The organism is Mesorhizobium sp. M1C.F.Ca.ET.210.01.1.1, assembly GCF_004791585.1.
GTDB lineage: Bacteria > Pseudomonadota > Alphaproteobacteria > Rhizobiales > Rhizobiaceae > Mesorhizobium.
On record NZ_SRUU01000027.1, the window covers coordinates 1 to 22,328 of the forward strand.

At 61.7% G+C, this 22,328-nt stretch carries 22 protein-coding genes and 1 pseudogene; 18 read left to right on the forward strand and 5 right to left on the reverse strand.

What is annotated here, in order from left to right; all coding sequences use genetic code 11:
- Positions 1 to 477: 477 nt before the first annotated feature.
- On the reverse strand, positions 478 to 1,791 hold the full coding sequence (locus EN853_RS24835) for a tyrosine-type recombinase/integrase (protein ID WP_127861886.1): 1,314 nt from the start codon (positions 1,789 to 1,791) through the stop codon (positions 478 to 480).
- Between the two features lie 948 nt (positions 1,792 to 2,739).
- Between EN853_RS24835 and EN853_RS24840 the strand changes: the two genes are divergently transcribed.
- The 3 genes and pseudogenes from EN853_RS24840 (at position 2,740) to EN853_RS24850 (ending at position 5,074) form a co-directional block, all read left to right on the forward strand.
- Entirely contained in the window at positions 2,740 to 3,699 is a 960-nt protein-coding gene (locus tag EN853_RS24840) for a zincin-like metallopeptidase domain-containing protein (RefSeq protein ID WP_127861885.1), read from the forward strand.
- A pseudogene (locus tag EN853_RS34765) lies at positions 3,699 to 3,899 on the forward strand (DNA primase); the annotation flags it as partial. The gene EN853_RS24840 and the pseudogene EN853_RS34765, both read left to right, overlap by 1 nt.
- 107 nt (positions 3,900 to 4,006) lie before the next feature.
- On the forward strand, positions 4,007 to 5,074 hold the full coding sequence (locus EN853_RS24850) for a toprim domain-containing protein (RefSeq protein ID WP_127861883.1): 1,068 nt from the start codon (positions 4,007 to 4,009) through the stop codon (positions 5,072 to 5,074).
- Positions 5,075 to 5,479: 405 nt separating this feature from the next.
- On the opposite strand, the gene EN853_RS24855 is transcribed toward EN853_RS24850, so the two are convergent.
- On the reverse strand, positions 5,480 to 7,255 hold the full coding sequence (locus tag EN853_RS24855) for an adenylate/guanylate cyclase domain-containing protein (RefSeq protein WP_127861882.1): 1,776 nt from the start codon (positions 7,253 to 7,255) through the stop codon (positions 5,480 to 5,482).
- 1,176 nt (positions 7,256 to 8,431) lie between these two features.
- Between EN853_RS24855 and EN853_RS24865 the strand changes: the two genes are divergently transcribed.
- Both EN853_RS24865 and EN853_RS24870 read left to right on the forward strand, forming a co-directional pair.
- The gene (locus EN853_RS24865; protein WP_127861896.1) at positions 8,432 to 9,367 is read left to right on the forward strand and encodes a DUF2493 domain-containing protein; all 936 of its coding nucleotides are present in this window, start codon (positions 8,432 to 8,434) and stop codon (positions 9,365 to 9,367) included.
- Between the two features lie 213 nt (positions 9,368 to 9,580).
- A complete protein-coding gene (locus EN853_RS24870; RefSeq protein WP_127861881.1) occupies positions 9,581 to 9,850 on the forward strand; it encodes a type II toxin-antitoxin system prevent-host-death family antitoxin in 270 nt (89 codons plus the stop codon).
- Positions 9,851 to 10,081: 231 nt separating this feature from the next.
- On the opposite strand, the gene EN853_RS24875 is transcribed toward EN853_RS24870, so the two are convergent.
- The 3 genes from EN853_RS24875 to EN853_RS24880 are packed head-to-tail and all read right to left on the reverse strand — an operon-like array spanning position 10,082 to position 12,001.
- Positions 10,082 to 10,690, reverse strand: coding sequence for a nucleotidyl transferase AbiEii/AbiGii toxin family protein (locus tag EN853_RS24875; RefSeq protein ID WP_281061509.1), 609 nt, complete (start codon positions 10,688 to 10,690; stop codon positions 10,082 to 10,084).
- Positions 10,669 to 11,010 (reverse strand): nucleotidyl transferase AbiEii/AbiGii toxin family protein, encoded by a 342-nt coding sequence (locus EN853_RS35135; RefSeq protein WP_281061510.1) that lies wholly within the window; start codon positions 11,008 to 11,010, stop codon positions 10,669 to 10,671. The genes EN853_RS24875 and EN853_RS35135 overlap by 22 nt, the downstream gene beginning before the upstream one ends.
- A complete protein-coding gene (locus tag EN853_RS24880) occupies positions 10,997 to 12,001 on the reverse strand; it encodes a type IV toxin-antitoxin system AbiEi family antitoxin (protein WP_245517172.1) in 1,005 nt (334 codons plus the stop codon). Before EN853_RS24880 ends, EN853_RS35135 begins: the two co-directional genes overlap by 14 nt.
- Before the next feature lie 763 nt (positions 12,002 to 12,764).
- Here EN853_RS24880 and EN853_RS24890 point away from each other — a divergent pair.
- The 13 genes from EN853_RS24890 to EN853_RS24950 all read left to right on the forward strand — a co-directional run bounded on the left by EN853_RS24890 (position 12,765) and on the right by EN853_RS24950 (position 22,303).
- The gene (locus EN853_RS24890; protein ID WP_127861880.1) at positions 12,765 to 13,091 is read left to right on the forward strand and encodes a DUF736 domain-containing protein; all 327 of its coding nucleotides are present in this window, start codon (positions 12,765 to 12,767) and stop codon (positions 13,089 to 13,091) included.
- Between the two features lie 184 nt (positions 13,092 to 13,275).
- The gene (locus tag EN853_RS24895; RefSeq protein WP_127861879.1) at positions 13,276 to 13,536 is read left to right on the forward strand and encodes a DUF2285 domain-containing protein; all 261 of its coding nucleotides are present in this window, start codon (positions 13,276 to 13,278) and stop codon (positions 13,534 to 13,536) included.
- Positions 13,537 to 13,656: 120 nt separating this feature from the next.
- On the forward strand, positions 13,657 to 13,980 hold the full coding sequence (locus EN853_RS34770) for a DUF6499 domain-containing protein (RefSeq protein ID WP_245517173.1): 324 nt from the start codon (positions 13,657 to 13,659) through the stop codon (positions 13,978 to 13,980).
- On the forward strand, positions 13,931 to 14,422 hold the full coding sequence (locus tag EN853_RS24905; RefSeq protein WP_127861878.1) for a DUF2285 domain-containing protein: 492 nt from the start codon (positions 13,931 to 13,933) through the stop codon (positions 14,420 to 14,422). Before EN853_RS34770 ends, EN853_RS24905 begins: the two co-directional genes overlap by 50 nt.
- Positions 14,423 to 14,551: 129 nt before the next feature.
- Entirely contained in the window at positions 14,552 to 14,833 is a 282-nt protein-coding gene (locus EN853_RS24910; RefSeq protein ID WP_127861877.1) for a helix-turn-helix domain-containing protein, read from the forward strand.
- Positions 14,834 to 14,931: 98 nt separating this feature from the next.
- Positions 14,932 to 15,450 (forward strand): DUF2840 domain-containing protein, encoded by a 519-nt coding sequence (locus EN853_RS24915; RefSeq protein ID WP_127861876.1) that lies wholly within the window; start codon positions 14,932 to 14,934, stop codon positions 15,448 to 15,450.
- A complete protein-coding gene (locus EN853_RS24920) occupies positions 15,447 to 15,992 on the forward strand; it encodes a S26 family signal peptidase (protein ID WP_127861875.1) in 546 nt (181 codons plus the stop codon). Before EN853_RS24915 ends, EN853_RS24920 begins: the two co-directional genes overlap by 4 nt.
- A gap of 69 nt (positions 15,993 to 16,061) precedes the next feature.
- On the forward strand, positions 16,062 to 16,397 hold the full coding sequence (locus tag EN853_RS24925) for a DUF736 domain-containing protein (protein ID WP_127861874.1): 336 nt from the start codon (positions 16,062 to 16,064) through the stop codon (positions 16,395 to 16,397).
- Positions 16,398 to 16,547: 150 nt separating this feature from the next.
- On the forward strand, positions 16,548 to 17,165 hold the full coding sequence (locus tag EN853_RS24930) for a lytic transglycosylase domain-containing protein (RefSeq protein ID WP_245517174.1): 618 nt from the start codon (positions 16,548 to 16,550) through the stop codon (positions 17,163 to 17,165).
- A 243-nt stretch (positions 17,166 to 17,408) separates the two neighbouring features.
- Entirely contained in the window at positions 17,409 to 19,148 is a 1,740-nt protein-coding gene (locus EN853_RS24935; protein ID WP_127861872.1) for a VirD2 family relaxase/mobilization nuclease, read from the forward strand.
- A gap of 22 nt (positions 19,149 to 19,170) precedes the next feature.
- Positions 19,171 to 21,150, forward strand: a complete 1,980-nt coding sequence (locus tag EN853_RS24940) for a conjugal transfer protein TraG (protein ID WP_127861871.1) — start codon at positions 19,171 to 19,173, stop codon at positions 21,148 to 21,150.
- A 5-nt stretch (positions 21,151 to 21,155) separates the two neighbouring features.
- Positions 21,156 to 21,611: a CopG family transcriptional regulator gene (locus EN853_RS24945; protein WP_127861870.1), complete on the forward strand. Its 456-nt coding sequence runs from the start codon at positions 21,156 to 21,158 to the stop codon at positions 21,609 to 21,611.
- Positions 21,612 to 21,970: 359 nt separating this feature from the next.
- Positions 21,971 to 22,303, forward strand: a complete 333-nt coding sequence (locus tag EN853_RS24950; protein ID WP_127861869.1) for a hypothetical protein — start codon at positions 21,971 to 21,973, stop codon at positions 22,301 to 22,303.
- The last annotated feature ends 25 nt before the right edge of the window (positions 22,304 to 22,328 follow it).

The following is a 22,328-nucleotide window of genomic DNA, read 5'->3' on the forward strand; positions in this document are numbered from 1 at the left end:
AGCGACTCAATGTTCGCAGGCGGCGACATCGCCGCAATGAATCAGAAATGCGGCCAGGCCGGAATCGGGCCACCCCAACCCGAGTCAATCTGACGCAGCCCTCGCCACAACTTTTGCCCCTCTTACCAGACCACCTGCTAACGCATTGATTTACAGAAGAAAAATATTTCCATCCGGGTCAACCCACTGTCGTATTGGACCGCGCATTTATCGGATATGTGGCCAATTTCAGGATCAGGCATCGCAACGGCATGCACGAAATGTCTCGACGGATTGAATATGAAGGTCGCGCCCCATCATGGCATCGCGAACGAGTTTCCTATGCGGCGGCCCTCAAGGTCAGCGCAAGTGCTGACACTCCTTTGGCTGCTTTGTGTGCCCAGCCGCTAGTGCGGCCACAGCCATGTTGATGGGCGTACCGACGTTGCCGATCCTCTGGTCGAGCCCCGAAGCCAAGCCAGCAAAGGCGTTGACCGTCTAGATTCTTGTTCGTTTCTGTGGCGTAACTGTGGGGTGGTCGGAAGAGTTCTCCTTCTGTGCCCCGAGCATTCTGATTGTGTTTTTGGGCACGTTTCGCGAACGCGACTTGGAGACGATCGCCCGGGTGGCTTCGGCCTGAAAATCGGGGTGATGGTGACCATAGGTCTCGATCAGCATTTCCACTGTCATGCCGAGAAAGCCAGCGGCCGCCCACCGGTCGGTACCTTGCTGCATCAGCCAGGTCGCGGCTGTGTGGCGAAAGACGTGCGGCGTGATGTCAGTGCGGAACACGCGCCGCATGCTACCGTCAGGTGCTGCAACGTAGTCATACCCGCCAAGCCCGGCCGCCTCGACCACCGAGCGGAAGGCCTTCCTGATCGACTTCACTGGTTTGCCGTTCCACTCTACGACGTAGTCGTGGGCGATCATGCGGCCGATGCTTGCGCTCTTCCCGCGGCCCTTGGTCTTGATCTCCAACGGCGTTACCGCCCAGCGACGCATATGTGCAAGCAGCCGCTCGGGCAACCTGACCGGTGGTTGTCGCTTTTTCGTCTCGCGGCCGCGGGCGGCGCAGCGGTAGAAAATGCCATATTCGAGGTCGATATATCCGGCGCCCTCTGTTGGCCGGATGGCCGCTCCGCAGATCGCGGCCGACCGGGTACCGGTGTATAGTGCAACCAGGATGAATCGCGCGACGTGACGTGCGGTGCGGCGATCGCTTGGTTTACCCTTCCATGACTGGCACATGCGCCATGCAGCGCGAAGTAGGGCGGCTGCTTCGCCGCGTGTCAGCCAACGGTAGCGCGGTACAGGCTTCGCTGGCAGCACGATCGCAGGTGCGGACGTTACATAGCCCTCACGGTGATAGTTGTTCAGCGCCGCGCGCAGATCCTCCAACTGACGTCTGGCAGCGGCGCCATTGCCGTGCACCTTGGCGTAGGCGCGACAGACCTTGCCATTGATGTCGCCGATTTTCGTGTTGCCGAACCACCTTAGCACAACGATCAGCCGTTCGGCGGTTTCCTTTGGCTTGGCGTGTGAGGGCGCGACGTCAGTAAGATAGACGCTAACGGCGTCGGCTACCGGGACGGCGGCCGGATCACGGCCGCACTCGCGGGCCGGCCGGTATTTCTCGACGATGTGTTGGGCGAGCCGTTTCTCAGCGAGTTCGCGGTCGCCAGTGCTACCGCAAGCGCTGATGAAGGTTGTCCCATCGCGGATGAACCAGCCAGCTCCGTTGCGCAGGCTGCCGTCCGCCCTTCTGCTTTCGGCGCGCCAGACCAGGCGCGCCCCTTTCGGCGTCCGCGGCATAGCTCCCTCATCTTAGCGATTGCTGCCAAAGTCACGTATTCCTTGCCTGCGATCAGCTCTGTCTGAAGGCGGCCAGCATCTCGTTCTTTTCGCAAACCTGCCGCGCCCATAGAGCCATCCGGAAAGGCGATCTCGGCAGCAACGTTTAGGCGCAGCGGCATATTGTCATCCAACTGCTCTGGAATGCTCATTGCATGCCTCTCGTTTGACGCCGGATAACAAACTCGGCGTCATCGCTTAGTGTTTGAGCCTCTGAGATGATCCGGCACTGGCCAGACAGTTGCTCGACGTGGCCGAAATTATTCACCCAGTGAGCGCAGGATCCATTGGTATCAAGTATCTAAAGCATATCCGGCATTGTCCCGAAGTCATTGGTATCATCAGCTTGAAAAGTACGCGCCTAAGAGCCGTATGTGAACGGCACTAGACCTCTTATGCGGTGATTAGGACACTCTGGCGCAAAAACGGCGGTGTATAGGTCAGGAAGAACTTATGAAAATTGCGCTGCCGTTCGATTCTGAGACCGTTTGAACCCGTCTGGAACGATGGTGAAACGATCTCCTTGCCTGACGTTGGATTCGGCATCGTTCTGCCTCAGGCTGGCCAACGTTCTGACCAGAGTTGATTTTCAAAAATTGGTCAGTAGCCGGCCAAGATGCGAGGCAGCAAAATACCCGCCTTCGAACGTCGTCATTCCGGGCGGGCCTGCCAGACCGGATAAAGGTCGACCCGGCAGCTTTTGCAGGCCGCGCCCTTGCCAAGAGCGTCCGACGACGGAAAGCCGCGCTTATGAATGCAGGGCTGGTCCCAGGTGGGGTGGCGCCGGATCAAAGCGTTGCGCCCTCTTGAGGAAGCGCGGACCCATAAAAGTGAGAGTGTGGATTGGGTTTTCCACGACGGGTTGAAAGCTGGAGAGAGTCCTCCAGCGCCTGTCGCGGAGAAATCACGATGTCCAATCACCATCACCGACGCGGAGCCGCTGCCGGCCGGGCGAACCTCTATGGCGAGATAACCGACAAGATCATCTCGGAGTTGGAGGCGGGTCGGCTTCCTTGGGTTCAGCCATGGGGGAGCGCGGCAGCCAAGGCGCCGCTTTCGCTCCCCCGCAACGCAAGTACCAGCAAAGCATATAGCGGCATCAATGTGCTTATCCTCTGGGGCGCGGTCGTCGAGCGGGGCTATATGGCCCAAAGCTGGCTGACTTTCCGTCAGGCCCTCGCGCTCGGTGGAAACGTTCGAAAGGGCGAGCACGGCACAACCGTCGTGTACGCAGATCGCTTTGTTCCTGACGATGAGAAGAAACGCGCCCGAGATACTGGCGAAGATGCCAGGGCGGTTCCATTCCTCAAGAGGTTCACTGTGTTCAATGCCGAGCAATGTGAGGGTTTGCCGGCAGACCTCGCAGTGTCCCCGCCACCAGACCCGGCCCTGATCGAGCCACGCGTCGAGGCGCTGATCAAGGCCACAGGCATCGAATTCCGCATCGGCGGCGATCGAGCCTATTACTTGCCAACCCAGGACAGGGTTCAAGTACCGCCGCCTCAAGCCTTCTTCGAGCCTATCAACTGGCACCGCACGGCGCTGCATGAACTTGGCCATGCCACTGGCCATCCCTCACGTCTTGCTCGCGACTTTTCCGGCTCCTTTGGAACGAGAAAGTATGCGTTCGAGGAACTGGTGGCAGAGATCAGCGCCGCCTTCTCGTGCGCTGCTTTGGGTATCGTTCCGACCGTGCGGCATGCCGACTATATCGGATCCTGGCTGGACGTGCTGAGGGAGGACAATCGGGCTGTCGTGCGCGCCGCCAGCCTGGCCGGCAAGGCGGCCGACTGGCTCCTCGGCCATCTGCCAGATGAAATCACGCTGCCCATCAACGTGGATGCCGATCAGAACAGGAGGGCAGCCTGATGTCGCGGCGCGATATATCCGAACTGGCATCCTGTCTCGGCCAAGAGGCCGAGGCAGTGTCCCGACGCTATCTTTCCAATGGTCGTCCCGTGGGTCGGTCTTGGGTGGTTGGCGATGCTCGCAATACCTCGGGGCACTCCATGTTTGTCCGCCTCAAGGGACCGGATTTCGGCAAGGGCGCGGCGGGCAGGTGGACCGAATATGTTGCGGCGAGGGTTATGTTGCGTCCCCGCGATTTCGCGCTGTCCCACAGACGATCGACGGCTTTTACGCGACATAATATCAGCACGCCGCGGGAGGTCTCGTGATGCCCCGCGACGCTTCCGAACTGGCGCGCCGCCTCGCCCGCGATGCCGAGGCGGTCTGCCGCCATTACCTGTCCAACGGGCGGCGCCAGGGCCGCTACTGGATAGTGGGCGACGTTCGCAACACGCCCGGCCGGTCGATGTTCGTCCGGCTCAGCGGGCCGGAATCCGGTCCCGGCGCCGCCGGGCATTGGACCGATGCCGCCTCCGCCGAATATGGCGATCTCCTCGACGTGATCCGTGAGAGCTGCGGTTTCGTTGACTTTCGCGATGTCGCAGAGGAGGCACGACGCTTTCTCAGTCTACCGCGCGCCGTAGCGCGCCGCAGCCCAAGACCGGTTCGCTACCCCTTTCCCGCCGGATCGCCGGAAGCGGCGCGGCGGCTCTTCGCCATGTCGCAGCCGATCCGCCGGACGCTCGTCGAGACCTACCTGTGCAATCGCGGCATCAAGACTGTCCACGATGTGGAAGCGCTGCGCTTCCATCCGCGCTGCTACTATCGCGCTGACAGGCATTCGCCGACTGAGACCTGGCCGGCGATGATCGCCGCCGTCACCGATCTCGACGGCCGCATCACCGGGGCGCATCGGACCTGGCTCGATCCCAACGGCTTCGATGTCGTCCGGCTCGGCAAGGCTCCAATCGACACCCAAAGGAAGGCGATGGGTGGTCTCCTCGGCCATGCCGTTCGCTTCGGTGCGCCGTGCGAGGTTATGGCGGCCGGCGAAGGCATCGAGACGATGCTGTCGCTGCGCTGTGCGCTACCGGCTATGCCGATGGCTGCCGCGCTCTCGGCCAACCACCTTGCCGCCCTTCTGCTCCCGCCGGCGTTGCGTCGGCTCTACATCGCTCGCGACGCCGATGCGGCGGGTGACATGGCGCTCGCGGCATTGACCGAACGTGCTGAAGCAGCGGGCATCGAAACGCTTGCCCTGTCTCCGCAGAGGGGCGACTTCAATGAGGACCTACGTGCATTCGGCCTCGGCGCGCTCCGGGCGGCACTGCGCATGCAGCTCACGCCGCAGGATGTCGTTCGCGTGATGCGCCAGGGAACGGCCAGGATGGTGTGACAGATGGCGGTTTTGGACTATCCTGGTCGATCCGGCGGGGCCCATGCCCGACAGAACAGCGGCGACCTTCTCGGGGTGGAAATCTGACTTTTGGTACCCGCGACGCAACACCGGCTTTGACCCCAGAAGCGGAAGCTCGCTTGTGCCGGGTCAATTCACGGCCATTACCCTTCCGTCCCCTTCCGTCGGATGATTTGAAGGGCAAGCCATGACCCGACTCGGACACTTGTTCCGCTCCGGCCCAATGGCAGCTCGTGACTCCAAAAAGTGCATGCTCCTGGCGAGGCGGCGCCGTCAGATATGTTTGCGGGAACCCCCCATAATAATGGCGCCGGCCTTCTTCGCCCCGCCGACCTGGCGGCCCCTCGAAACCTCTAGCGCGACAGGCACAGGGCTTTCGTCCGCCTATTCGGGTAGCGCCGCCTTGGCGTAGCCCTGCCGGATGCGTTCGGCGTCGGCCGGATTGCCGAAGGGCAGCCGCCCCACGTGCTCTGAAAAGCGATAGCTCGGGTTTATCTCTTTTAGCTCTGCGCTCACGCGCCGTGCTTCATCGACTTCGCCGAGGTGGCCAAGGGCGGCAATCAGGAGCCCCCGCGACAGATCGGTCTTGGGCGACAGGCGGATACGCTCGCGAAATGCCTCGACCGCTTTCTGGTACTGCCCGGCCAGCAGGTAAGCCGAGCCGATAAAGTGCCAGGTCAAATGCCCCTGCAGCGGATCGAGGCGCAGCGCGTGCTCAAGATCCGGAATCGCCCCCAGCGGCGCGCCGTTGTAGATGTTGCCCGCCCCGCGCATGCCGAAGGCCAGTGCGAAGTTGGGATTGAGAGCAAGCGTCTTCTCCACCTCTTCGCGATGTCCGGCCGGATCCTTCTCCCAAAACTTCACCAGCGCGGCCATGTAATGCGCATAGGGGAGGTTGGGGTCCTTCTCGAGCGCGAGCCGACTGTAATGGGCAGAAAGTTCCTTGCTGTCGGTGCGCCCGCTCCAGTGGTTCTGGAAGTCGTGGTTGTAAGCGTGAGCCAGGCCGGCATACGGTTCGGCATAGTCGGGGTCGAGCTCAATTGCCTGGGTGAACAGGGCGACCGCGCGCTCGAATGTCTCCTTTGTCTTTTCAGGGCCGAACAATACCTCGCGCCCGCGCAGGAAAAGATCATGCGCCTGGATGCTTCTCGTTGGTATATGGGCGATGCGCGCCGACTCGGCCGGCGTCAGCGCAACCCTGAGGGCTTCGACTATGTGGTGCGTCACCTCGTCCTGCAGCGCAAAGATATCGGTCATGTCGCGGTCGTAGCGGTCCGCCCATAGGTGGGTCCCGGTCCGTGCATCGATCAGCTGGGCATTGATCCTGACGTGGTTGCCGGCCCGGCGGATCGAGCCCTCCAGCACCGCAGTCACGCCGAGCTCGCGCCCGACCGTCCGGATATCGATGTTCTTGCCTTTGTAGGTGAAGCTGGAGTTGCGGGCGATGACCGAGAGGCCGGCGACCTTCGACAGGTCGGTTATGATGTCTTCGCTGATGCCGTCGGCGAAGTAGTCCTGCTCGGTGTCGCCGCTCATATTGGCGAACGGCAGGACGGCGATCGACTGCTTTGCCGCCGTTGACCCTGCCAGCCGGCTCGTCGAGGGTTCCGACGTCGCGATCGCCTTGGCGCCGGCGGCACCGACCACTAGCGAGTAAACTCGGATCGGCTCGGCTATGTTCTTGAGCTGCGTGCTTCCGAGATCGGCGACCGAGAGGTCGAGCCTTGCTTTGACCTGGCGATAGGCATCTTCGGACAGGCAGATGGCCCCCGGCGCCGCAACCCCCTCCAGACGCGAAGCGATGTTGACACCATCGCCCATCAGGTCGCCGTCGCTTTCCTCGACAACGTCTCCCAGATGGATGCCGATCCGGAACTCGATGCGACGGTCCTGCGACACTCCAGCATTGCGCTCGACCATGCCGTTCTGAACCTCGATAGCGCAGCGCACGGCATCCACCACGCTGCGAAATTCGACCAATGCCCCATCGCCCGTGCGCTTGATCACGCGCCCGTTGTGCACGGCGATCGTCGGATCGATCAAGTCGCTGCGCAGTGCCCGCAACCTCGCCAAGGTGCGATCTTCGTCTTCGCTGGCGAGCCGACTATATCCGACCACGTCTGCGGCTAGGATTGCGGCTAGCTTGCGATTCTCGCCCATAGCGCCCTCCGCGGCTATCGAGATTAGCACAACGAACCGTTCAGCGCCTCCCATTCAATGGGTACGATCCAGGCGAAGGAGAGTAGCTTTCAATCGCCGGCCGAAGATGACCGTCTTGGGCTCAAGACGCTACCTTCGTGGCAACACTGGCAAAGGTCCCGAAGTGGCGCGACTTGCTCATTCTGATGAGCGATCGCATCCACCACTCAGAGCAGGAGCTCTCGGCGGAAGGACGCCAGACACCTCTGACTCACAACGATTTCAGAAAGGCCATGAGATCCTTGTCCTCCTTTCCATGAGCGACCGGGTCGTGGCTGACCGACTTCGCAAATAGCTACGGCGTTGGCTTTCACCGCGAGGTATATTTCGGCATAGATGTTGGTAGTGCTGATCGAGACATGGCCGAGCCACGCGCGGGTGGTATTGAGGTCAACGTCAACGAGAACCAGACCGTCGTATGCCGGATCACATGCGGGGTTATCGCTCTGTCAGCCAGGCCCGGCAGCCCGGCTGCGTAACACCCGATAAGGCGATAGACTCCGAAGCGAGTAAAAGGCGTTCCGAGCCTACTGACAAATACGGCATCATCGGTCGCGCGACCGATGATCTCGTCGGTCAGAACTCGTTCGGTTTCCGACCACAGGCGACACTGGCGCGTCTTGCCGCCCTTCCCATGCAGAGTGGCAAGATCGTGGCCGCCATGCATGCGCCCGATTGCAGATCATGCACCTTAGCTCCGGCGTCATCGACAAATAGACCTTTGTGCCATCCAGATCGGAATGATCGCAGGACGTCGCCCGCTTCATGACCCTCGCGGCCTGACGGGAGCAGAGAGCGACAGGGGCGGCATGCCTCTGTCCTTGCGCTCATGGCGTTTGCTTCGTTTGGAAAGGACCGGCCCACGGCCTTCCAGAGGGCGATCGGGCGACAGCCGGTCCGGACCGGCAATGGCTTTGCCCGGCTATTTTCCGGCGGCCCTTCCCACCCCACGCGACGCGCCGCGTGGGGTCCCCGGCTTCGTGCCTTTCCATCGCGAAGCAAAATAGCCGGGCTTCGCCATCCTCCACTCGCGTTCCAGCCCTGCGCTGATGCTACGGGTGCAGGTCCAGACTGCCCGCCGCCTTCGTCGCCATGAAGGCCGCGATGGGCGCGACCGATCTGCCGAAGGAAGCCGCCATGAGCAACCAGCACGACACCGACTTCGAACCGCAACGGGCCTCATCGCCAATGGATCACGTCCTCCGGGAGCTCCAGCTCTACGGCTACCGTCCGTTCGAAGACGAACCAGATCCGCGACCGCTTCCGGAGGGCCAGGTCATTGCAGCCAGCATCGCCGACATTTTCGACGCCCTGGTAGTGGCGCTGTCCGACACGCGCCTCGAGCCCGACCTCGAGGAGCTGCTTTGGGGCACGGTAAACCTCTTCCATCGCGCAACCGATCGGGTCGAACGCGAACTCGATGACAACGAACTCTCCCAGCGGCGCCTGCAGCGCGAACAGGACGGCTCCGAGGTCAAATCCGTGGAGCTGGAAATCCTTACCGCGCAGGGGCAGACGTTTATCGAACGTCGCAACGCATTCGAGCTGATGCGCGACCAGGCCGCAGAGCACTTCGAGCGCCATATCCACTCGATTTGGCGTCCGCGCACCGGCTCCATGGCCAACCATCGCAACCTGACTGCCGCGATGATCGACAGCCGCGATTTCCTCGCCGCCAAGAAACACGCCGATAGTCAGGCCTTCTTGCCACCTGGCCCGAAGGTGGCCTTCACCGGCGGCCTCGACTTCAACGACTACCCTGTGATCTGGGCCAAGCTTGACCAGGCCCACGCCAAGTATCCGGACATGGTGCTGTTGCACGGCGGCGCGCCGAAGGGCGCTGAGTTGATCGCCGCGAAATGGGCCGACAATCGCAAGGTGCCTCAGATTGCCTTCAAACCCGACTGGACGAAGCACGCCAAGGCCGCACCATTCAAACGCAATGACGCGATGCTCAGTGTAATGCCGATTGGCGTCATTGTCTTTCCCGGCACCGGCATCCAGGACAATCTCGCAGACAAGGCCCGCAGGCTCGGTATCCCGGTTTGTCGATTTGGGTCGAGTGCCCCTTGAGCGCCGGCCCACTTTAGGATGCAGACCGACAGACCAACCTCTGCATATGATGCGGAGGGGGAGACTGCAGCCTGAAGTGATCGCGCACAAGCCGTCGCATCGGCGAGCAGGCCGCAAACGCTTAGCATGAGAATGCAGGCCCCGGAGGCATAGCTCTTTGCCGCAGTCTTTTATCATTTTGCAGCAAATTTGCAATTTTCGAGGAGTAACCTTATGCCTCAGTCCGATAGCTTCTACTCGACCACCGATCTCTCCCGAAAGCCCGGTGACATCATCGCCGAAGCACTCCGGCATCCGGTGACAATTACCCTGGGTAACAAGCCGCGCCTGGTATTGCTCAATATCGAAGATTACGAGCGGCTGCTGAGGCAATCCGATCATCGGATGCCTGGGACAATCGAGACAATGGTAGATGCCCTGTTCAGCGAGTTCGAAAGCGCCGTCGACACATATGCTCAGGATGACGAAGGTAGCCGGTCTTGAATTACGGCTTGATCCAAACCGGACAGAGGCGCTCCACTGACCGACCAGGCCGTGTCCGCACCAGCGACGAAGACGGATATGGTCTACTCTCAACTCCGCAGTGTTCTGAAGCGCCGACCTCCTGGCGCTGCACATGGTGAGCTTCGCAGTCTGCGGACGAACCACTGCGAAGCACAATTTACAGGCTGTCGCCCTCGCCCACTCCGTTCACTTCGGAATCCCCGGCGCGCCCTACCTGTCTTGCGTCGCGAGTGCTTTCCCAAGATGTGACAGAAGCTTTTCTCGCCGGTCTTTCGAAAGTTTGGCCAAGTTGTCGACCTTCCAGCGCACCGCTGGCAACTCTGCGGCTCCAGGCACTCCTAGCAGGTCCCAGTCGGGTTCGCCGGCCTTGAAGGAGAGGAGGAAACGGCGATGCTCGGCAGGCATCTTGCCAACGATCTCGGCAATTAGAGCTTCACGAGCATCGTACAACGCCTCCAGGGTCACAGGCTCTTCCGTCATGCCAGCAAACCCCGCGTCGAATTCCTGGCGCAGGTCTTTGCGCGTCGGCGCCAAAACTTCCGCCATCGGCCTATTGTGGCTCAGCATGTACACAATGAAGGCGCACCGGAGCTCATCAGATACGCCCTCGTTCGCAAGCAGGTCCCTGACATCGAACAAATCTCGCGGGTGTTGCCGATCCAGGGCGGCGACGATCTTGCCGGCATAGAGGTCCGGGAAGGACACGACAGGCACCTCGGCATAGCCGAATAGCTCTTCTACTCGGTCGCAAACCACCCGGGTTTCGGGAGAGTAGACGCAACCACGAATGACAGGCGTCACCTCGATCTTGATCTGCACGCCGTCGGAGGCAACCAGCACCTTTGTAACGGCGCGCCTTCGCTGTGCAGCGGCACGATCTGGGCGCGGCTACGCGGCACATTTTCCCCTATCTGAGCAGCAACCCGTCGCATGGCAGCGTCGATATTGGCGAGAGAAGTCGCACGGTCCTCGACCGGCAGATAGGTCAGATCGATATCGACCGAGAGGCGCGGAAGATCTCTGACGAAGAGATTGATGGCGGTACCACCCTTCAAGGCAAAAACAGCCTCCTCAGCGACGAGAGGCAGAGCTCGAACGAGGAGCGTGACTTGCCCCCGGTAAGCCTCAGACGCCGGCATCGAGTGTCTCCGGCACGGTGATCTGATATTTGCTTTCCAGCCGACCGCCGACGACGATCTGACGCTTGCCGCGACCAAGCTCGATACGCTTGAGATCGAGCTTGCCGAACCAAGGATGGGTATGCCGCTCAGCGAACCAGAGAAACAGCCTCTTCACCTTCACGCTGCGGCACGCTTCCAGTACTGCCTGAACCCGTTTCGGGCTCAGAGTGCGAACCGACTCCATCAGGACGTCCGCTTGTTGGAACGTCTCATGTGACGGGAGAAGGTCAAGCAGTTCGCAAAGGGCTCGTTCCGGCGCGGAGACATCGAGCTCCCATCCCCAATGTCCCCATGCGACACGCGTCCTTCCAGGTGCGTCGGCATCGAAGAGCTTGTCTGCCTTGTGCTCGACGAGCTGAGCGTCGGTCGGTATCCGCTCGACCCAACCAGGCATGCTGCCATAAGCATAGAGGTGGATTTCCGGTTTGCCCGAAAAGCGGAGGTAATGCGTCAGGCCCTGCAGCTCGAGTGCGCTACGACCGCCGACGTGTACGGATTTATTGAGGAGGCGCTGGAGCGAGATGATCACGCGCTGCCACGCTATGGCCTGCTCGACATTGCCGGTCGGACGCTGATAGACACCACGGACCACGCCTTCGAGCCAGCCCTGTGCCGCGTACTTTTCGCGCCATTGGCGACGGTAGCCATGAGCATCCAGCCAAGCGGTGTCGACCACTAGCCCCTCGGGCAGCAAGCGGTGAAGCTGGTTTATCTTTTGGTTTTTTTGACCTATCATCAGTAGGCCAAAATAGCACAATTCCAAACCGAACGGCAAGTTTGAATTATCATGTAGTTTACCTACCAAACGTAGGGAAAAAACGGCATCACGCAAACCAAAGGGATCTTGCGCCACGTGGAGCAAGATATGGGCAAGCTGTAGAGATTCACGCTTTACCCCAAACTTAAGCGCATACCCGGCGCCATGCGCGTCAGACAGCGCAGAAGTCACAAGGACTACCGCTTCAGCAAGCGTTCATCCTGCCGCTGCTGCGTGCTTTCATTGCTCGCCGGAAATCCTTCACCGAAGTTAGCCGCTTCCGGTAGGCCACGCCAATCGGCTGGCAAGTACGTGCCTATTCATCGTCGTTGGGCATCTCGGATAAATCACCAGCGAACACACACCACCTCGTGGTCAAAACGACAAGTAGGCACCTGTCGAACATTGCGTGATGGGCTGGGACCTCCTTAGAACGCGCGTCGGACGTTGACCGAAGGCGCAAGCCTCGAAACCGCAGCCGCCGGACACCTCACCATGAGACTGGAGCCTGTCACAGCTTGGTCCTGGCTTGTTCGGCGATGCGAGCGCGAGGGAAGGACGCAGGAAAGAGCGCGACGATCGGCTGGGAACCCGCTTGCCGGTTGGTGACGGTTACATTGAGCGCGCCATGGCGGATCACCCTGATCCTGGTCCAGTAAGCGCACCGCGGTCTCATCGATGGGTGTATCTGGCCGAAGGACGGCTTCGCCTCAATCGCCTTGGACGCAACGGCGCATCACGACTTTCTTCCCCTGACGGAACCCCACCCCACGCGACAAGCCGCGCGGGGACCCCGAGGCGCCGTCATTCCTCGCGAAGCAACAAAGTCGTTCCCGCGCCATCCTCCGCTGACGCTTCGGCCCAAGGGTGCGCCGGCGATCGCCTCCGGCCTGTCGATCACCATCGAGACCGCAATGGTGCGGGCTCGTAACAGATAGGATCAAGGAGAACTACCATGGCTACCATCGGCACCTTCAAGAAGTCCGGCGACAACGAGTTCACTGGCGAAATCATCACGCTCAGCGTCCAGGCCCGCGGCGTCCGCATCGTCCCCGAATACCGCGCCAACGGTGAAAACGCCCCCAGCCACCGCGTCTTCGTCGGCCGGGCAGAAATCGGCGCAGCCTGGGCCAAGCATTCCAACGAGGGTCGTGCCTATCTGGGCCTCAAGCTTGACGACCCGAGCTTCACCGGCCCGATCTTCGCAAACCTCTTCGATGACGAGGACGGCGAGAGCTACAGCCTCATCTGGTCTCGCTCCAGCCGCCGCAACGCAGAATAGGAGGCAAACAATAGGTTCCGCCCGGCCAACCGGGCGGAACCCCAAGTGACCAACTGGAGTGGTACGGCACCCGGCCGCAACGATGCCAACGTAGCATCGCTTGATGTTCTTTGAGCCCCTCCACCGCTGGGGTGACATCTGTGAGTTTCGTGTTTTACGTCTCGCATCTTGGGAAGTGCAAATCATGATCGAGCCGTTCGACGACACCGCTCCCACGGGGGACGAACTCACAGACTATGATCGCAGCCATGTTAAGCTCTACATGCGCTTGTTCGACGCCGATGCCGGCGGTGCTGATTGGCGCGAGGTGGTCAAAGTTCTCTTCGGGATCGACCCGGTAAAGGAGCCGCACCGCGCTCGACATGTCCACGACACCCACTTGGCGCGGGCGCGCTGGATGACGCGCACTGGCTACCGCCACCTTCTGCGCCAAACTGACACCTAGCCAATATTTGCAGGGTGATGCTGAAAGAGCATCACGCGATGCCTCTTAAGGGCCTTCCGCCAGTCACCAGAGCCGGGAATCGATTCGAGCACAACTTGCAGTTTTCGCGAGGAGCTCACGATGAAGCCGGACACATCGCGTTGGCGAGACCACAACAGCTACGACTTCTTCGACACTCTGCCAATCGAAGGCCTCGCCTGGGAATGCCTGCGCCGTTCAGGCTCTTATCAGCGCCATTATCTGGCACTTGTGCGTGAGGGATCTGAGAGGGATCCCTTCCCAACCGAAGCACAGAAACGCTGGGGGTTGCGATTTCGCGGCCCGACCCGACTTGTCCGCATTGACGCAAGACGTTCTGTGGTCGCCTCTAGCCAACTCAGCGGTGGTGACCCTCATGGCGTCGCCAGATTTCCTGTCACGCGCACCCTCCGCCACGCCGGTTGAGTTTGGCAAACATCACGAGTCTCCGCAGGGATTTCATGCCATCCGCGATAGTGGGATTGCGACACAGCTTCTCCTCCTTCCCGGAAGCGCGGCGAGCCGTTCCCTCACGGCCCTGATCCCGCTCGATTCCCAAACGCTCGGACGGGTCGAGGCCCTGGTCCGGTTCTGGCGCTCCTGTCACAGGCGGCCGGTGCCGCCAGATACCCGAATGACAATTCAGCAGAAGCGTCGCCTGCGACTGATGATGCAGGCCGCCGATGGCCGCAAGAACGGCGCCAGCTACCGTGAAATCGCGACTGCTTTCTATGGCACAGGACGGGTTGCCTCCAACCCGTGGAAAACCTCGTCCCTTCGCGACACCGTGATCGGCCTCGTCAAGGGCGGCGGAGCCATGATTTCAGGCGGTTATCTGCAACTCTTGCGCCACCGCAACCGGGCCTAGCGCCCCGGGGTGGCAATATCAGGCCCCCCAATCTTCCCCATCCCCCACGAAGCCGCCCTTCCGCCACCGTGATCGCCATCCGCCGCTGAGCGCCAGCGGTTCACCAGAGCTCCACCGAGGCACGATAAGATGCGACCTGATCTAGCCGTTTTGCCGCCGCGCTTCCTGCGCACCAAGGAAGCCGCCGAGTTCCTCAGTCTTTCTTGTCGCACGCTCGAAAAACACCGCACTTACGGCACGGGTCCCGCCTACCGCAAACTTGGCGGCCGCGTCGTCTATGCCGTTGACGACCTCCAGGCCTGGGCTCAGCGCGGCGCGGTGACTTCGACGTCTGACCCTCGTGGTGCCGTGCTTCCGGCCAAGCGCCATCCGCCGGCGGCTTTTACGCCGAGCGGACGCTACACGCGCTGAGCCGCGATCGCGTCATGCGAGAGCGCCGCTGATGCTTAGGCAGGCGCACCCACCAATCACGCATCGCGGTTGCTTTCCATAGCTAAGGAGACAGGCCAATGGGCACGGTCGTTGACTTCCGTTCGAGCCGATCGGCGCCAGGCGCTGTTGCCGGCGAAGGCTTAACCGACGTCGAGCTGACCTGGGTCGAGAAAAGGATCGAGTACTGGATCCGCTTCGGTTCGGTCGCTCGAGAGAAGATACTCGATCGGCGCCGGCGCATCGTCTCCTTTCGTCCCGGTGACATCTTCGCCTTCGTCCGATGGGCAGCGAACGGCTCCGACACGATCATCTGCCGCGTCGATATCGTGCGCGCCGTCACCGAGGGCGAAGCCCATCAGACGCTGCCGTTCGTGCGGCCCGGCGGTGACATTTTGCTCACCGCTCAAGGCTGGCCCAAGGTCGAGCGCGTGCTGCAGACGATCGACGGCATCGAACAACGTGGCATCGCTTTGGCGGCGGTCTCGCCGGATCACTGGCGGCACGTCCACAACCGAATGATGGTTGGGCAGGCGCCTCGCACTTATACGCTGGATATCCATCGAGCCTACCTCCTGCGTCGGCGGGTCCAGCCATGATGCGGTCGCCGATTGTCTTCGTGGCGGCAGTGGCGACCATGGGAGCGCTCTGCCCGGTTCTCATTGATGTCCCGCCGAAGTTCGTCTGGAACGCCTCGGCCAGCGCACCGATCGGTCTCTATCGGATCGATGCCGGGAGCCCGTTTGGAGCCGATGACCTCGTCGCCGTCCAGCCGGCTGAAACGCTTAAAACGTTCCTGGCTGACCGCGGCTACCTGCCGAAGGGCGTGCTGCTGCTGAAGCATATTCTTGCAGTCTCCGGTCACACCGTTTGCCGGAACAAGTTCACGATATCGGTCGATAGCAGTGACGTGGGCGTTGCGCTTGAACGCGATCGCGCCGGCCGCGGCCTGCCGACCTGGCAGGGCTGTCTACGCATCCCGGTCGGCGCCGTTTTCCTGATGAACCGCCAGGTCCACGACAGCCTTGATGGCCGCTACTTCGGCCTCATCTCCACCGATCACGTGATTGGCCGCGCGGTCCCGCTTTGGACCGATGAGCAGGGCGACGGCCGCTTCCAATGGCGCGCTTCAGCGCGGTGAGCGCACCACCGGCGGCGCCCTTGGTGCCGTCCAATCGTCACCGCACACATCAAAGACAGGAGAAAGCACATGCCACAGATTGGAGAATTCACCCGCCACCAGACCGGGTATTCGGGGCGAATTCGCACGCTCAGTCTCAACCTTGAGGTCGCAATTGTCGCGACAGAAGCAAGCGATGCGGACAATGCGCCCGACTATCATGTGCATACCGGTGGCGAAGATGGCATCGTGATTGGCGCCGGTTGGAAACACGGCAGCAAGAAGGCCGGCGAGTTCGTATCGCTGTATTTAGATGACCCGACTTTTGCGCAACCGATCCGCGCATATCTGTTCCAGAACGTCGACGGCAAGAAGTCCTGGTCTTTGCACTGGTCGCGTCAGCGCGACCGCGCCGAGAAGGACTAAGCGATGTCGGCGCGCCGTCGGCCGACGAGCCAAGCTGGAACGCACGCATTGCCTCGCGCGGTCTGGCACTCGGCTCTCATTCTGTTTGGCGGACTTTGCATCGCTTGCGTGGTTCTGGCGGCTGCGCCGGCTCAGAGCCCGCCTGCCGTCATGCCTTCGGCGCGCAATCGTTACGAGGCTCACATCGCGGAAGCGGCGAGGCGCTTCCGTCTTCCACCGACCTGGATCCGCGCCGTCCTTGGCGCCGAGAGTGCAGGCGACCAACGCGCCACATCGCGCAAGGGCGCCATGGGGCTGATGCAGATCGTGCCCAACACCTGGTCCGACCTGCGCGTTCGCTACCATCTGGGCGCCGATCCCTACGACCCGCACGACAATATCATAGCGGGCTCAGCCTATATCCGCGAGTTGGTTGATCGCTACGGATCGCCCGGCTGGATTGCCGCCTATAATGCTGGCCCTCGGCGTTACGAAGCGTCGCTGCAAGGCAGGCGACTGCCTCGGGAGACGCTTGCCAACGTCACGATCGTTGCATCCGCCATCGGCAGCGCTGGTGCAGCGAAAGCTACCAGACCGGCAGTCTCCGCCTCACGTGACTGGAAGCGCGCACCGCTGTTCGCCAAACCAAAAAATGGCAAACAGACCGACAGTTTGATGCAGCCCGCGCGCCCGCGCGACGGTACGTCTTTGGCGGGAGTTGCCCACAGCAATCGGACCCCGGCTTCTGGCCTGTTCGCGCATGAAGCGCGCGGCAGGTCTGCGCCATGAGCCGCTTCAGCGTCCTTCGCGTCAATTCGTGCTGCAGCGTGCCGTGGCGAGCGGAGCGGACAGGCGCAGGCGGCATGATCGAGCCGTGGCAGGATAAAAGGGCGCACATTGCGCGCCGGTCGAACAACACGATTTGCCAGGTTTTCAGGCCCGCGCCGCACATTGCGGCGCTTAAGGGCAATGTGCGCCTAACGCTCGAAGTCTTGTGTTTGCGTCCCTTTCTCCACATTGCGGGACAAAGCCATGGCCGATGAGCGCACGTTTCGTATTCGGCCAGGCCGCATCCGCTCGACCCGCGCTCAAGCTGCACGGCCATTCATCGCGCAGGCACTAGCGGCGGCGAAAAAAGCTGGCGGTGGCGTGTCGCGCTCGGGAAAAGTGGTTTTTGGCAATCGCTCCCGGTTTGGTCACGGTCAGCGCGCCAGCATCCAGGCCAATCGCCTTATCACCTCGCGATCGCGCGGTGCGGTCCTAAAGGCTCGCGTTGTCCGTCGTACCGCGAGCGCTGCTTCACTTGCCACGCACCTCAATTATCTGCGCCGGGAGGGCGTGAGCCGGGACGGCGAGAAGGCAGGGTTGTTCGGGCCGCAGACGGGGGATGCCGACGGCGCGGCCTTTGCGGCGCGCGCCAAGGATGATCGGCACCACTTCCGTTTCATTGTCTCTCCCGACGACGCCCTTGAGATGGCGGACCTCAAATCCTTTACCCGCGATCTGGTTGGACGGATGGAAAAGGACCTCGGCACGCGGCTCGACTGGGTCGCGGCCGATCACTGGAACACTGAGCATCCGCACGTTCATCTGATCGTGCGCGGCGTGCGCGACGACGGCCAGGACCTGGTCATCTCGCGCGATTACATCAAGGAAGGAATGCGTGACCGGGCTCGCGACCTGATTACGCAGGAACTGGGTCCGTGCACAGATCTGGACATCCGCCGCTCGCTCGAAAGCCAGATCCAGTCCGAACGCTGGACCCAGCTCGATCGCCAGCTACTTCGCGACAGCCGCGACACCGGGGTCATCGATTTGGCCCAACGCCCTCGTGGCCAGCCCGACGAATATCATGCGCTCAAGATCGGTCGTCTGCGCAAGCTTGAGGCGCTGGGTCTCGCCGACCAGGTCGGCCCGGGCCAATGGGTCCTCGACGACCAGGCCGAAGCGACGTTGCGCGAGTTGGGCGAGCGCGGCGACATCATAAAGCGCATGCATCGCGCACTGACTGAGCGAGGCATCGAGCGGGGTTCGGCCAGTTATGTGTTGGCCGCCGAAAGTCTCGAAACACCTATTGTCGGCCGGCTGGTCGATCGCGGGCTCGATAGTGATCTGAGCGGTGCGGCCTACGCGGTTGTCGACGGCATTGATGGACGCATCCATCACATCAGACTTCCCGCTCTGGATGCCGCCGGCGACGGCCCGCCGGGATCGATCGTCGAGTTGCGCAGATTCGATGATGCGTGCGGCCACCGTCGAGTCGCGCTGGCGGTGTGCTCCGATCTCGCTGTGGATGAACAGGTTACGGCGCCGGGTGCGACCTGGCTCGACCGCCAGGCAATCGCTGGCGAGCCTGCCGCACTGGCGCAGGGAGGCCTCGGCGCTGAGGTCCGCGATGCCTTGGACCGTCGCGCCGAACATCTGGTCAATCAGGGGCTTGCCGAGAGGCAAGGCAATCGCATCATTTTCACCGCAAACCTGCTCGATACGCTGCGCTGCCGCGAACTGGAGATGATTGGCGATAAGCTCGCGGCCGATAGCGGACGGCCCTTCAACCGTACCTCCAGCGGCGACTACGCCGCCGGCGTCTATGGCCAGCGCTTGTGTCTCGCCTCCGGCCGTTTCGCCATGATCGACGACGGCCTTGGCTTCCAACTTGTACCCTGGACGCCCTCTCTCGAAAGGCATCTCGGCCAGCACGTTTACGGTGTCGCTCGTGGTGATGGCGGCATCGACTGGAGCTTTGCTCGCAAGCGCGGGCTCGGTCTTTGACAAACAGAAGAAGGACCCTTTCATGTCTGCCACGAAAATCCTTTGGGGCCAGATCCTCACGGTCTTCCTGGTCGTCCTATTGACGACCTGGACAGCGACGCAATGGACGGCATGGCGGCTCGGGTTCCAGGCGCAACTCGGACCGACCTGGTTCGAAGTCGCCGGCCTGCCTGTCTACTATCCGCCCGCCCTATTCTGGTGGTGGTATTTTTATGATGCCTACGCCCCAACCATTTTCGTGGAAGGCGGACTGATTGCCGTGTCCGGTGGCTTTCTCTCGATCATTGTTGCGATCGGCATGTCTGTGTGGCGGGCGCGCGAGGTCAAGAACGTCCAGACCTATGGTTCGGCGCGATGGGCCGGCAGGAAAGAAGTGGAGGCTGCCGGGCTGCTCGGCGCCGATGGTGTGGTGCTTGGGCGCTATCACGGTCATTACCTTCGCCATGATGGTCCCGAGCATGTGCTGTGCTTCGCGCCGACCCGATCCGGCAAGGGTGTCGGCCTGGTGGTGCCGTCGCTGTTGACCTGGCCGGGCTCAGCGATTGTCCACGACATCAAAGGCGAGAATTGGCAAATCACCGCTGGGTTCCGTGCATTGCACGGGCGCGTCCTGCTTTTCGACCCCACCAATTCAAAATCGTCGGCCTACAATCCTTTGCTGGAGGTCCGCCGTGGTGAATGGGAGGTCCGCGACGTCCAGAACATCGCCGACATTCTGGTCGATCCGGAAGGAAGCCTCGAGAAGCGCAACCATTGGGAAAAGACTTCTCACGCACTGCTGGTCGGCGCGATCCTTCACGTCCTCTACGCCGAGAAGAACAAGACGCTCGCTGGCGTCGCCGCCTTCCTCTCCGATCCTAGGCGACCGATCGAGTCCACCTTGGCGGCAATGATGAAGACCACCCATCTCGGCGACGCTGGTCCGCATCCGGTCATCGCAAGTGCTGCCCGCGAACTGCTCAACAAATCTGACAATGAGCGTTCGGGCGTGCTCTCCACGGCTATGTCCTTCCTCGGCCTCTATCGCGACCCTGTCATCGCCGAGGTGACGAGGCGCTGCGATTGGCGCATCAGCGACATCGTCGGCGCCAGGCAACCAGCTACGCTCTACCTGGTCGTGCCGCCCTCGGACATCAATCGGACCAAGCCGCTCATTCGCCTTATCCTCAACCAGATTGGGCGTCGCCTGACTGAGGACCTTCAGGCGAAATCTCATCGCCACCGGCTTCTCCTCATGCTCGACGAATTCCCAGCGCTTGGCCGTCTCGACTTCTTCGAGAGCGCGCTAGCCTTCATGGCTGGCTATGGGCTGAAGAGCTTCCTGATCGCGCAGTCGCTCAACCAGATCGAGAAGGCCTACGGTCCGAACAACTCCATTCTCGACAATTGTCATGTGCGCGTGAGCTTCGCCACGAATGATGAAAGGACCGCCAAACGTGTATCCGACGCGCTCGGCACAGCGACCGAGATGCGGGCGATGAAGAACTATGCCGGCCACCGGCTTTCGCCCTGGCTCGGACATTTGATGGTGTCGCGGCAAGAGACCGCCCGCCAATTGCTGACGCCTGGCGAGATCATGCAGCTTCCGCCGACCGACGAGATCGTCATGGTGGCGGGCACCCCACCGATCAGGGCGAATAAGGCACGCTATTACGACGATGTCCGCTTGCGGGAACGCGTCCTGTCGCCGCCCGAACTAACGCGATCCGGGAAGGCTCTTCCTTGTGATTGGAGCAGCCTGCCGACCCTGAATCAGCCCAGGGTCGACGAAGGCCCCGGCACGCCGAGCGATGAAGATGCGACCGGGTCCGAACGGCGTCAACAACCCGAACTGAACCGCGTGCCACCGGTCGAGAAAATGGCTCCGATCGAAAATGAGTTCGAACTCGACGCGGTCGACGACGCCGATGACGATGCAGTCCGCAATCGACGCCTGGCGCGGCTCATGCAAAGCGTGGCACGGCAGGTCTCGCTCGACCCCGATGACGGCATGGGGTTATAGCCGCCATGATCCGCCGCAAGAAGAAAGTGCAAATCTCAGTCTATCTCGATGAGGCGATCATGAAGATGCTCGCCGACTATGCGGCCCGGCGCGACCAGCCCCAATCCATGATCGCAGAGGCCGCAATCGCGTCGTTTCTGTCGCCGGATGCCGACGAACGTCGCGAGGCTGCAATCGCCAAACGCCTCGATCAAGTTGATCGCCGCCTCGCACGGCAGGAGCGCGATATCGGTATCGCGATCGAAACCCTGGCGGTGTTCGTGCGGTTCTGGCTCGCGACCACGCCAGCTTTGCCGGAAGTTGCGGCCCAGGCGGCTCGCGCCAAGTCGGCCGAACGCTATCAGGCTTTCGTCACGGCCCTGGGCAGGCGTCTGGCCAAGGGACCGAAACTGCGGCAGGAGATATCGGAGGATATCGATCGAGTTGACGACAAGGCAATGCCGTCCCCAGCCGGAAGTTAGGCTCTTGTTCGCGCAGTTGCTCATCGGCCTGACGGCGAGTTCCACGGGTGCCGGACATTTCCGGCTGCCGTTTGCCCGCCAGTGGCACCTAACCGGCGGGAGCGTAGCGGTTGGTGTCCCAACACAGCTTGATCTGCCACTTGCCCGAGAAAGCGACTGAACGGCACGATGCGATGCGACCAGAAAACTGAGATTTACGTGCTTTGCCGCTCCCGCCCAGCGTCAAGGTCCAGCACCAAATAGCGAGCCTGAACGGCTGCTGCCGGCCATTGTGCTCGACAGGGCGCTCCAACTTTGACCTAATGGCACCCCGCTCCATCTCGACGGAGCCCAGCCGATCTGAGCGGCCAGGTGAGAGAATGAAATTCACGCCGACAGCCATTTTGCCGACAATCACTGTGCTGCTCTTTGCGGGATGCTCGTCGACCACCGCGTCGATCAATCCAGCGAAATACGACAAAATGAGCTGCGCCGAGCTCAACAGCGCGGTTGGCGATACCGCAACCGAGATTTCTCAGATCGCCATCGGCCGCGGCAAGGTTGCCAACACGAGCGTGCCTGGCTGGCTGCTCGGCGGCGAGCGCGTCAAGACCGTAGTGGCCAACCGCGACACGGCAAGGGTCGAACGGCTGCAGCAACAGCAGCAGGCGATTATCACGGCGAGGAAGAGCCGCTGCCGGTCCTCGCAATGATCAGCGCGTCACCCGGCGGCGGCAA

Bases quoted from the DNA above. Each gene is read 5' to 3' on its own strand.
- EN853_RS24835 (WP_127861886.1), bottom strand. From the start codon at position 1,791: ATGCCGCGGACGCCGAAAGGGGCGCGCCTGGTCTGGCGCGCCGAAAGC.
- EN853_RS24840 (WP_127861885.1), top strand. From the start codon at position 2,740: ATGTCCAATCACCATCACCGACGCGGAGCCGCTGCCGGCCGGGCGAAC.
- EN853_RS24850 (WP_127861883.1), top strand. From the start codon at position 4,007: ATGCCCCGCGACGCTTCCGAACTGGCGCGCCGCCTCGCCCGCGATGCC.
- EN853_RS24855 (WP_127861882.1), bottom strand. From the start codon at position 7,255: ATGGGCGAGAATCGCAAGCTAGCCGCAATCCTAGCCGCAGACGTGGTC.
- EN853_RS24865 (WP_127861896.1), top strand. From the start codon at position 8,432: ATGAGCAACCAGCACGACACCGACTTCGAACCGCAACGGGCCTCATCG.
- EN853_RS24870 (WP_127861881.1), top strand. From the start codon at position 9,581: ATGCCTCAGTCCGATAGCTTCTACTCGACCACCGATCTCTCCCGAAAG.
- EN853_RS35135 (WP_281061510.1), bottom strand. From the start codon at position 11,010: ATGCCGGCGTCTGAGGCTTACCGGGGGCAAGTCACGCTCCTCGTTCGA.
- EN853_RS24890 (WP_127861880.1), top strand. From the start codon at position 12,765: ATGGCTACCATCGGCACCTTCAAGAAGTCCGGCGACAACGAGTTCACT.
- EN853_RS24895 (WP_127861879.1), top strand. From the start codon at position 13,276: ATGATCGAGCCGTTCGACGACACCGCTCCCACGGGGGACGAACTCACA.
- EN853_RS34770 (WP_245517173.1), top strand. From the start codon at position 13,657: ATGAAGCCGGACACATCGCGTTGGCGAGACCACAACAGCTACGACTTC.
- EN853_RS24905 (WP_127861878.1), top strand. From the start codon at position 13,931: ATGGCGTCGCCAGATTTCCTGTCACGCGCACCCTCCGCCACGCCGGTT.
- EN853_RS24910 (WP_127861877.1), top strand. From the start codon at position 14,552: ATGCGACCTGATCTAGCCGTTTTGCCGCCGCGCTTCCTGCGCACCAAG.
- EN853_RS24915 (WP_127861876.1), top strand. From the start codon at position 14,932: ATGGGCACGGTCGTTGACTTCCGTTCGAGCCGATCGGCGCCAGGCGCT.
- EN853_RS24920 (WP_127861875.1), top strand. From the start codon at position 15,447: ATGATGCGGTCGCCGATTGTCTTCGTGGCGGCAGTGGCGACCATGGGA.
- EN853_RS24925 (WP_127861874.1), top strand. From the start codon at position 16,062: ATGCCACAGATTGGAGAATTCACCCGCCACCAGACCGGGTATTCGGGG.
- EN853_RS24930 (WP_245517174.1), top strand. From the start codon at position 16,548: ATGCCTTCGGCGCGCAATCGTTACGAGGCTCACATCGCGGAAGCGGCG.
- EN853_RS24935 (WP_127861872.1), top strand. From the start codon at position 17,409: ATGGCCGATGAGCGCACGTTTCGTATTCGGCCAGGCCGCATCCGCTCG.
- EN853_RS24940 (WP_127861871.1), top strand. From the start codon at position 19,171: ATGTCTGCCACGAAAATCCTTTGGGGCCAGATCCTCACGGTCTTCCTG.
- EN853_RS24945 (WP_127861870.1), top strand. From the start codon at position 21,156: ATGATCCGCCGCAAGAAGAAAGTGCAAATCTCAGTCTATCTCGATGAG.
- EN853_RS24950 (WP_127861869.1), top strand. From the start codon at position 21,971: ATGAAATTCACGCCGACAGCCATTTTGCCGACAATCACTGTGCTGCTC.